9 protein-coding genes are annotated in these 9,524 nt (G+C 62.6%); 8 read left to right on the forward strand and 1 reads right to left on the reverse strand.

What is annotated here, in order from left to right:
• Positions 1–302: hypothetical protein (locus DW49_RS1000000133390; RefSeq protein ID WP_206539576.1), on the forward strand; the 302-nt coding region annotated here is incomplete at its 5' end.
• Here DW49_RS1000000133390 and DW49_RS0119360 read toward each other — a convergent pair.
• A complete protein-coding gene (locus DW49_RS0119360; RefSeq protein ID WP_005617310.1) occupies positions 209–526 on the reverse strand; it encodes a helix-turn-helix domain-containing protein in 318 nt (105 codons plus the stop codon). The two genes, DW49_RS1000000133390 and DW49_RS0119360, sit on opposite strands and share 94 nt — an antisense overlap.
• Positions 527–713: 187 nt before the next feature.
• On the opposite strand from DW49_RS0119360, the gene kdpF reads away from it, so the two are divergent.
• The 7 genes from kdpF to DW49_RS0119395 all read left to right on the forward strand — a co-directional run bounded on the left by kdpF (position 714) and on the right by DW49_RS0119395 (position 9,032).
• Positions 714–809, forward strand: a complete 96-nt coding sequence (gene kdpF, locus DW49_RS01000000128615; RefSeq protein WP_003406089.1) for a K(+)-transporting ATPase subunit F — start codon at positions 714–716, stop codon at positions 807–809.
• A gap of 2 nt (positions 810–811) precedes the next feature.
• Positions 812–2,506, forward strand: coding sequence for a potassium-transporting ATPase subunit KdpA (gene kdpA / locus DW49_RS0119370; RefSeq protein WP_005617312.1), 1,695 nt, complete (start codon positions 812–814; stop codon positions 2,504–2,506).
• Positions 2,507–2,516: 10 nt separating this feature from the next.
• Positions 2,517–4,595 carry a potassium-transporting ATPase subunit KdpB gene (gene kdpB, locus DW49_RS0119375; RefSeq protein WP_017701857.1) on the forward strand — a complete coding sequence of 693 codons (2,079 nt, stop codon included), beginning with the start codon at positions 2,517–2,519 and terminating at the stop codon, positions 4,593–4,595.
• Between the two features lie 54 nt (positions 4,596–4,649).
• Complete coding sequence (kdpC, locus tag DW49_RS0119380; RefSeq protein ID WP_005617314.1) at positions 4,650–5,222, forward strand: potassium-transporting ATPase subunit KdpC; 573 nt, start codon at positions 4,650–4,652, stop codon at positions 5,220–5,222.
• Positions 5,223–5,285: 63 nt separating this feature from the next.
• Positions 5,286–7,949, forward strand: a complete 2,664-nt coding sequence (locus DW49_RS0119385; RefSeq protein WP_024420677.1) for a sensor histidine kinase — start codon at positions 5,286–5,288, stop codon at positions 7,947–7,949.
• Positions 7,946–8,638 carry a response regulator gene (locus DW49_RS0119390; RefSeq protein WP_003379810.1) on the forward strand — a complete coding sequence of 231 codons (693 nt, stop codon included), beginning with the start codon at positions 7,946–7,948 and terminating at the stop codon, positions 8,636–8,638. Before DW49_RS0119385 ends, DW49_RS0119390 begins: the two co-directional genes overlap by 4 nt.
• Before the next feature lie 106 nt (positions 8,639–8,744).
• Complete coding sequence (locus DW49_RS0119395; protein WP_005617320.1) at positions 8,745–9,032, forward strand: hypothetical protein; 288 nt, start codon at positions 8,745–8,747, stop codon at positions 9,030–9,032.
• The last annotated feature ends 492 nt before the right edge of the window (positions 9,033–9,524 follow it).

Below are 9,524 nucleotides of genomic sequence, written 5' to 3' on the forward strand. Positions count from 1 at the left end.
CCTACTTCAGACCTTCCCAAAAGAAATCTACTCCCGAGCGCAGAGAGGAAGTTCTAATCGCAAAAACCACCGGTGAACCTGACGTGCCTAATAATGTCCGCGATCTTTCGTCGACTTTGGAAGTGCCAGAATCTGGACGTCGAAATGCGATTGTTGGTGAGAAAGCACTCAATGCAATATCAAACGCTAAACTAAATACCTGCTCCATTCACTCCACCAAAATACCCCCCTGTCTGATCGCCATCACCAGCGCCGCCTTCAACGACGTCACTCCGAACTTGTGGCGGATGTTGCTGGTGTGAAAGTGCACCGTCGCTTCCGAGCACCCTTGAATGCGGGATATCTCCCACGCGGATTTGCCGATCGCCACCCACGCCAGGACTTGTCGTTCCTTGACAGTCAACTGCACAACGGGGGTGGGCGCTGAAGAGGGCGGTGTGTTGCAGGGTGGTTTGCCGTTGTCGCGAGGCATGGTGAAGTCCTTTTCCTGAAGATCGCCGCACCACGATACCCCCACCGCCAACATCGCGAACCTGACAGAAATGACAGCGTTCACGCTCGCGCAGGCGACGCATCGTCTGGCTTGTAGCGCTTTTTTACAGCTTCTTTACGGCTGGCCCCTGCTGTCGATCTCGCGCCTTTACACCCTTGCTGCGGACAATCTCCCCATGTGGTCTGCGCCGTATCGGCGTTGCCTGATGGGGGAAATTTCAATGAGCGTTATGGATGGTATCTCTCTGCTGATGGGAGTCGGGCTGTTCATCTATCTGCTGGTGGCGCTGTTGCGCGCCGACCAGAGTCAGGAGTGATCATGCACAGTTACGATTATCTGTTGATCCTGGCCTTTCTGGTCCTGCTGCTGGCACCTGCGCCGTGGCTGGGGCGTTTTTTTTATCGGGTTATGGAGGGCGAGCGTACCTGGCTGAGCCCGGTGCTGGGGCCGGTGGAGCGGGCGTGCTACCGGATCTCTGGCATTGACCCCAAAACCGAGCAATCCTGGAAGCAGTACGCGTGGGCCTTGCTGGCGTTCAACCTGGCGGGCTTTGTCGTGTTGTTCGCCATATTGATGCTGCAAGGTGCGTTGCCCCTCAACCCGCAGCAATTGCCGGGCATGGAGTGGTCGCTGGCGTTCAACACGGCGATGAGTTTCGTCACCAACACCAACTGGCAGGCCTACAGCGGCGAAGCGTCGCTCAGCTACCTGAGCCAGATGGTCGGCCTGACCGTACAGAATTTTGTCAGCGCCGCCACCGGCCTCGCCGTACTGGTCGCGTTGTGTCGCGGTATCAGTCGTCGCTCTTCGCACAGCCTGGGTAACTTCTGGGCCGATATGACCCGCGCCACGCTTTATGCGCTGCTGCCGATCAGTATCGTGCTGGCGGTGTTTCTGGTCTGGCAGGGCGTACCGCAGAACTTCGCCCATTACATCGACGCGCTGACCCTGCAAGGCACCGATCAAAGCCTGCCGATGGGGCCGGCGGCGAGCCAGATATCCATCAAGCAACTGGGCACCAACGGTGGCGGCTTCTTTGGCGTCAACTCGGCGCATCCGTTTGAAAACCCTACTGCGTGGAGCAACCTGTTCGAACTGGTCTCTATCCTGCTGATCCCGGCCGCGCTGGTGTTCACCTTTGGTCACTACGTCAAGGACATGCGCCAGAGCCGCGCCATTCTCGGCTGCATGCTGGCCTTGCTGTTGATCGGCGGTGCGGTGTCGTTGTGGGCCGAGTACCAGCCCAACCCTGCGCTGAACATCGCAGGCGTCGAACAGACCGCGCCGCTGGAAGGCAAGGAAACCCGTTTCGGCACCACCGGCACAGTGCTCTGGTCAGTCGCCACCACGGCGGCGTCCAACGGCTCGGTCAACGGCATGCACGACAGCCTCAACCCGCTGACCGGCATGGTCGCGCTGGTCAACATGATGGTCGGCGAAGTGATCTTCGGCGGCGTCGGCGTTGGGCTTAACGGCATGCTGCTCAACGTGTTGATCGCCGTGTTCCTCGCCGGCCTGATGATTGGCCGCACGCCGGAATACCTGGGCAAGAAGCTCCAGGCGCAGGAAGTCCGGCTGCTGGTCGCGACTCTGCTGGTGATGCCGGTCGGCGTGCTGGTGCTGGGCGCGATTGCCGCCAGTCTGCCCGGCCCGGCAGGTGCGATCAGCAACCCCGGCCCGCATGGTTTCAGCCAGTTGCTGTACGCCTACACGTCGGCCACGGCCAACAATGGCTCGGCGTTCGGCGGTTTCAGTGCCAACACCGTGTTCCACAACCTGATGCTCAGCCTGGCGATTTTCATTGGCCGCTTCGGCTACATCCTGCCGGTGCTGGCACTGGCTGGCAGCCTGGCGATGAAGAAAACCGCGCCGCAGGGCCAGAACAGCTTCCCGACCCACGGTCTGCTGTTCGTCACGTTGCTGACCGTCACGATTCTGCTGGTGGGTGGTTTGACCTTCCTGCCGACCCTGGCACTGGGTCCGATTGCCGAACACCTGAGCCTGGGTTTCTGAGGAACCGATCATGAACTTACCTATAGATGCTGCAAAGAGTGCTGCTGCGAAACCCGCTGAACCGCAGGTGAACGAGTCAGCCAAAACCGGAATTGCCGCCCTGTGGCGTCCGGCGCTGGTGCAGGCGTTCGTCAAGCTCGACCCGCGTCAGCTCAAGCGTTCGCCGGTGATGCTGGTGGTAGAACTGACCGCCATTCTGACCACGGTGTTGTGTGTCATTCCCGACCCGCAAGTGCCGACCTCGGTCTGTGTGCAGATTGCCCTGTGGCTGTGGTTTACCGTGCTGTTTGCCAACTTTGCCGAAGCACTGGCCGAAGGCCGTGGCAAGGCACGCGCTGACAGCCTCAAGGCCGGTAGCGAAGGCCTCAAGGCGCGCATCCGTGACGAGAACGGCAGTTTGCGCACCATCAACGCCAGCGAATTGCGCAAAGGCGATGTGGTGCGCGTCGAAATCGGGGAAATGATCCCCGGTGACGGCGAAGTCATCGAAGGCATTGCAGCCGTCAACGAGGCCGCGATTACCGGTGAATCCGCGCCGGTGATTCGCGAATCCGGCGGCGACCGCTCGGCGGTTACCGGCAATACCCGGCTGGTGTCCGACTGGCTGCTGATCCGCATCAGTGCCAACCCCGGCGAATCGACCCTGGACCGCATGATCGCACTGGTCGAAGGCGCCAAGCGCCAAAAAACGCCCAACGAAGTGGCGCTGGACATCCTGCTGATCGGCCTGACGCTGATCTTCCTGCTGGTGGTCATCACCTTGCAGCCGTTCGCCCACTTTGCCGGTGGCAGCCTGCCGCTGGTGTTTCTGGTGGCGTTGCTGGTCACGCTGATCCCGACCACCATTGGCGGCCTGCTGTCGGCCATCGGCATCGCCGGTATGGACCGTCTGGTGCGCCTCAACGTGATCGCCAAGTCCGGTCGCGCTGTCGAGGCAGCGGGCGATGTGCATGTGCTGCTGCTGGACAAGACTGGCACCATCACTTTCGGTAACCGCCGTTGCGCTGCCGTCTACGCAGCACCTGGCGTGACCCCCAAAGAGCTGGGCGAGGGCGCGTTGCTGGCGTCGCTGGCCGACGACACGGCGGAAGGCAAATCCATCGTCGAGTTCCTGCGCGAGCAGCACCCGATGAACGAACCGACCCTGGGTTCGGTGACGGCCGTGCCGTTCAGTGCTGACACACGACTGTCCGGCGTGGACTATCAAGGCCATGTGTACCGCAAGGGCGCGGTGGATTCTCTGTTGGCGTTCATCAACATGCAGCGCAGCGAACTGCCGCCAGCACTGGCACGCGAAGTCGACAAGATCGCCAAGACCGGTGGCACGCCGTTGCTGGTTTGCGCCAATGGCCGGCTGCTGGGCGCCATCCACCTCAAGGACGTGGTTAAGCCCGGTATTCGCGAGCGCTTTGAAGAACTGCGCAAGCTGGGCATTCGTACCGTGATGGTGACGGGCGACAACCCGCTGACCGCTGCGGCAATCGCGGCCGAGGCGGGCGTTGACGACGTGCTGGCCGAGGCCACGCCGGAGAAGAAACTGGAGCGCATTCGTCAGGAACAGGGCGAAGGCCGGCTGGTAGCGATGTGTGGCGACGGTGCCAACGATGCACCAGCGCTGGCCCAGGCAGACGTCGGCATGGCAATGAACGATGGCACCCAGGCGGCGCGCGAAGCGGCCAACATGGTTGACCTCGACAGCGACCCCACCAAGTTGCTGGACGTGGTGCAGATCGGCAAGCAATTGCTGGTCACCCGTGGCGCGCTGACCACGTTCTCCATCGCCAACGACGTGGCCAAATACTTCGCCGTGCTGCCTGCGCTGTTTGCCTCGATCTACCCGCAACTCGGCGTGCTCAACGTCATGCAGCTGGCCAGCCCGCAGAGCGCGATTCTCTCGGCCATCGTCTTCAACGCGCTGATAATCGTCGTGCTGATCCCGCTGGCCCTGCGCGGTGTGCGCGTTCAGGCCGCCAGCGCGGCTCATCTGCTGCGTCGCAACCTGCTGATCTATGGCCTGGGCGGCATCGTGGTGCCGTTTATCGGCATCAAGCTGATCGACATGTTGCTGGTCGGTCTCGGCCTTGTTTGAAGCCTGTGCTGCATGCCGGTCGGCATGTAGCCTTACCTGATTGAGGATGTGCAGATGTCCAGTGTATTGCGTCCGGCCTTGAGCCTGATCGTGTTGATGAGCCTGATTACCGGCGTGGCGTACCCATTGGTGGTAACCGGAGTGGCGCAAGTGGCGTTCCCCGCGCAGGCCAATGGCAGCCTGCTGTATGACGAAGCGGGCAAGGTGCGCGGTTCGGCACTGATCGCCCAGTCATTTACGGGCGACGAGTGGTTTCAGTCGCGCCCCTCAGCGGGCGCGTTCGCCACCGTGGCAAGTGGCGCGAGCAACTTTGCGCCGAGCAATCCTGCACTGGCGACCCGCGTCAGCGAAGACGCCGCCAAACTGGCCAATCCGTCTTCAGGCCCGGTGCCGCTGGCCTTGCTGACCACCTCCGGCAGCGGCCTGGACCCGCATTTGTCGCCCGAAGCCATTGCCTGGCAGGCCGGTCGCGTGGCTGCGGCCCGGCAGTTGCCGCTGGATAAAGTGCAGGCGCTGATCGACGCCAACACCCAGCGCCCGCTAATCGGCCCGCCGGTGGTCAACGTATTGACCTTGAATATGAGCCTGAATCAGTTACCGTCTGCACCGCGCAACGCGCAGTTGTAACAAAATGCGCCGTGCGGCAGCCTGTTCGCTACGCTGTAACTGATCAGAGAGGGTGGTAACTACGTGAGTGATTCCGGTCGTGCTGACGCATTGTTGGCCCAATTGCCCCGCGAAGGCCGTGGGCGGCTGAAGGTTTTTCTCGGTGCGGCGCCCGGCGTGGGCAAGACCTACGCCATGCTCCAGGCGGCCCATGCGCAGTTGCGTCAGGGCGTCAGGGTCATGGCGGGCGTGGTGGAAACCCACGGCCGCGCGGAAACCGAGGCATTGCTCAATGGCCTGCCGCAACAGCCTTTGTTGCGCACCGAATACCGCGGCATGACCCTCGAAGAAATGGACCTGGATGCGCTGCTCAAGGCTGCCCCCAGCCTGGTGCTGGTCGATGAGCTGGCGCACACCAATGCGCCTGGCAGTCGGCACACCAAACGCTGGCAGGACATTCAGGAGCTGCTCGCCGCTGGCATCGACGTCTACACCACGGTCAACGTTCAGCACCTGGAAAGCCTCAATGATCAGGTGCGCGGCATCACTGGCGTGCAGGTGCGTGAAACGCTGCCCGACTGGGTGTTGCAGGAAGCCTTCGACCTGGTGCTGATCGACCTGCCGCCGCGCGAGCTGCTCGAGCGCTTGCGCGACGGCAAGGTCTACGTGCCGGAGCAGGCGCGCGCGGCCATCGACGCCTTCTTCACCCAGACCAACCTCACCGCGCTGCGCGAAATGGCCATGCAAACGGCGGCGGCGCAGGTCGATAACGATCTGGCGCAGGGCTACCGGCAACTGGGCCAGTCTGCCCCGGCGGTGCGCGGGCGAATGTTGGTGGGCATCGATGGCGACATTCACGCCGAGCGCCTGGTGCGCCACGCCAGCCGGGTGGCCCAGCGTCGCCATCTGCCGTGGAGCGCCGTGCATGTGGACGATGGCCAAACCCTCGACGAGCAGTCCCGAGCGCGTTTGCAAAGCGCTCAGCAATTGGCCGAGCGACTGGGTGGCGAGGCAGTTTCGTTGCGCGCCGGGGAGGTCGCCCGAACGCTGGTGCAACATGCCATTGAACGGCGTGCCAGCGTGGTACTGGTCGGTCAGTCGCGCAGGCATTGGCGGCGAAAGGTGTTTGGCGGGGGTGTCGCCGCACGCTTGCTGCGCGAAGGGCACGGGCTGGAAATCTCGGTGCTCGACGACAGCGAGGAGTTGCCCGATCAGCCACCGCGCGCGCGTCCTGCGCGCGAAGTGGTGTGGTTCGATTACGGTCTGGCCTTCGTCGCAACGCTGATCGCCAGCCTGGTGGCCTGGGGTGTGGCGGGGGTGCTGGCGCTGCCCAATATTTCTCTGATCTTTCTTGCCGCAGTGTTGCTGGTCGCGGTGCGCAGCAGCATGGGGCCGGCGCTGGCGTGCGCCGGGCTGTCGTTTCTGGCCTATGACTTTCTGTTCATTCCGCCGAGTTTTTCCCTCAACATCCAGCGCGAAGAAGACGTGCTGACGTTGTTGTTCTTCCTGTTGATGTCGGCGCTGACCGGCAAGCTGGCGGCACGTCAACGCAGGCAATTGCAGGCGCTGCGTGACACTCAGGAGCAGACCAGCGAGCTGCTCGACCTGTCGCGCAAGATGACCGCCGCCACTGACCGCAAGGCGGTACTCAATGCCGCCGAACAGCATTTTTCCGGCTGGAAGGAGCTGTACCTGTGCCTGGTGGATCGCGACGCGCAGGGCGGGTTGGTGGTCGAAACCGGCGGGCCGCTGATTTTTTCGGAAGCCGAACGGGCAGCGGCTGACTGGGCGTGGCAGCACGATCAGCCAGCCGGCAGTGGCACCGGCACCTTGCCGTCGGGTCGCTGGTGGTGGTGGCCGATCACCGCAGAAGAAGGGCCGTTGGCCTTGCTGGGTGTCTGTGCACGGGAAGGGCAGTCGTTCACCGATCAGCACAGGCGGCTGCTGGCCGCGCTGACGCAACCGCTGGCCCAGGCCCTGGCCCGTGCGCAGCTGGCGCAGGAGCTTGAGGCGGCGCGTCTGCACGGCGAAACCGAGCAACTGCGCAGCGCCTTGCTGGCCTCGGTGTCGCATGACTTACGCACGCCGTTGACTTCAATGCGCGGCAGTATCGACAGCCTGCTGGCGCTGGGTGAAGCCATCCCGCTGGAGGATCGCCGCGAGCTGCTGGAAGGCACTCGTGACGAGGCTGAGCGCCTGGACCGCTATATCCAGAACCTGCTGGACATGACCCGTCTGGGCCATGGCGCGTTGAAACTGGCGCGCGACTGGGTGTCGCCTGCCGATATCGTCGGCAGCGCGCTGAACCGCCTGCGTGCGGTGTTGGCGCCGTTGCAGGTCAGCACGCAGGCCACCGGCGAGTTGCCGTTGCTGTACGTCCACGCAGCGTTGATCGAGCAGGCGCTGGTCAACGTGCTGGAGAATGCCGCACGTTTTTCGCCCCTCGACGGGCGCTTGCAGGTGGCGGCGGGCGTGGTCGACAGCGAGCTGTTCTTCTCGGTCAGTGACGAAGGGCCTGGCATTCCCGAGGATGAGCGTGCGAAGATTTTCGACATGTTCTACACCGCAGCCCGCGGGGATCGCGGCGGGCAGGGCACCGGGCTTGGGCTGGCGATCTGTCAGGGCATGATCGGCGCGCATGGCGGACGGCTCACGGTCGAGGAAGGCATCGACGGGCTGGGTACACGCATCACCTTGTTTCTGCCGCTACAGGCACAGCCGGATGCTGAAATGGAGGAACCCGCTTGAGTCAGACGGCAACCATTCTGGTGATCGACGACGAACCGCAGATTCGCAAGTTCCTGCGCATCAGCCTGGTCTCGCAGGGCTACAAGGTGCTGGAGGCGGCGACCGGGGCCGAGGGGCTGACCCAGGCGGCACTGAACAAGCCGGACTTGCTGGTGCTGGACCTGGGGCTGCCGGACATGGACGGCCAGCAAGTGCTGAGCGAGTTTCGCGAGTGGTCCGCCGTGCCGGTGTTGGTGCTCTCGGTGCGTGCCAGCGAGGTGCAGAAGGTCCAGGCGCTGGACGCCGGGGCCAACGATTACGTGACCAAGCCGTTCGGCATTCAGGAATTTCTGGCCAGGGTCCGGGCATTGCTCAGGCAGGTCTCGGGCAGCGACAAGCCCGAGTCGGCCTTGAGGTTCGGCCCGCTGACGGTGGATCTGGCTTATCGCCGAGTGCTGCTCGATGGCCAGGAAGTGGCATTGACTCGCAAGGAGTACTCGGTGCTGGCACAATTGGCCCGGCACCCTGGACGGGTCATCACTCAGCAGCAGCTGCTCAAGGATATCTGGGGGCCGACCCACACCGAAGACAGCCATTATCTGCGCATTGTGGTCGGGCATTTGCGCCAGAAACTGGGCGATGATCCGACCGCGCCGAGGTTCATCATCACCGAGGCCGGGATCGGCTACCGATTGCTCGCTGACAGCTGATGGCCTGAACATGAAAACAACGATTGCGGCGTCCGGGCCACGGCACTTTTAGTGCGCCGGTCCGTCAAAGCCGCACACCCCACATTGATCCTTGAGGTAACACCGCATGAAAGCCCTTATCTGTCTGCCATTGCTGGTCTTTGTTCTTGCAGGTTGCGCCGGCAAGACCGGGTATCGCGACAGCTGCGGCACCCAGATCGACGCCGCCTGGCATGAACTCGATCTGGCCAAGGCCGAAGGCTTCGCCGGAACCGTCAGTTACTCCAAGGCCCTGTCCCTGCTGACCGGCGCCAAGACCCAGCAACAGTTCGAAGCCTTTGAAGGCTGCACCGAAAAAGCCGAAAAAGCCGAAAAAGCCCGCTTCTACATCCGTGAATCCCGCGCTGGCCGCTGATAGCCGAGCCTGCACCGCGTCGTACATGCCATCGCGGACGCAGAGCGTCCAGAACGGCATGCCGACGCAGAGCGTCGCACGATAATCTAAAGCCGCAAACGGCATGCTTATGCGGAGCGTCTTACGATAGTTCAAGTCGTGGGAGCGGACTTGTCCGCGAATGGGGCGGTACATCCGATGCATTTTCTGTGTCTGGAATAGTGCCTTCGCGGACAAGTCCGCTCCCACGGGTGTTGAGCGGACCTTGTGAGAGCGGACTTGTCCGCGAAAAGGGCCTTAAATTCGTAGGAGATATATCGCTCTCAACATCGCCTTCGCGGACTAGCGAACCGTCGCCCGTCCCGCACAGTGTTTGTCCAGATACCTCTCGCTCCGTATGCTCTGCATCACATCAAATCCCTACCGACTCTAGGGTCTGTTCCCGTTTCACATTGGTAGCCACAGAAAAGCGCAGGCCATTGCTATGACGCTTTCATAGTTTCTCTTGAGTTT

The organism is Pseudomonas avellanae BPIC 631 (genome assembly GCF_000444135.1).
GTDB lineage: Bacteria > Pseudomonadota > Gammaproteobacteria > Pseudomonadales > Pseudomonadaceae > Aquipseudomonas > Aquipseudomonas avellanae.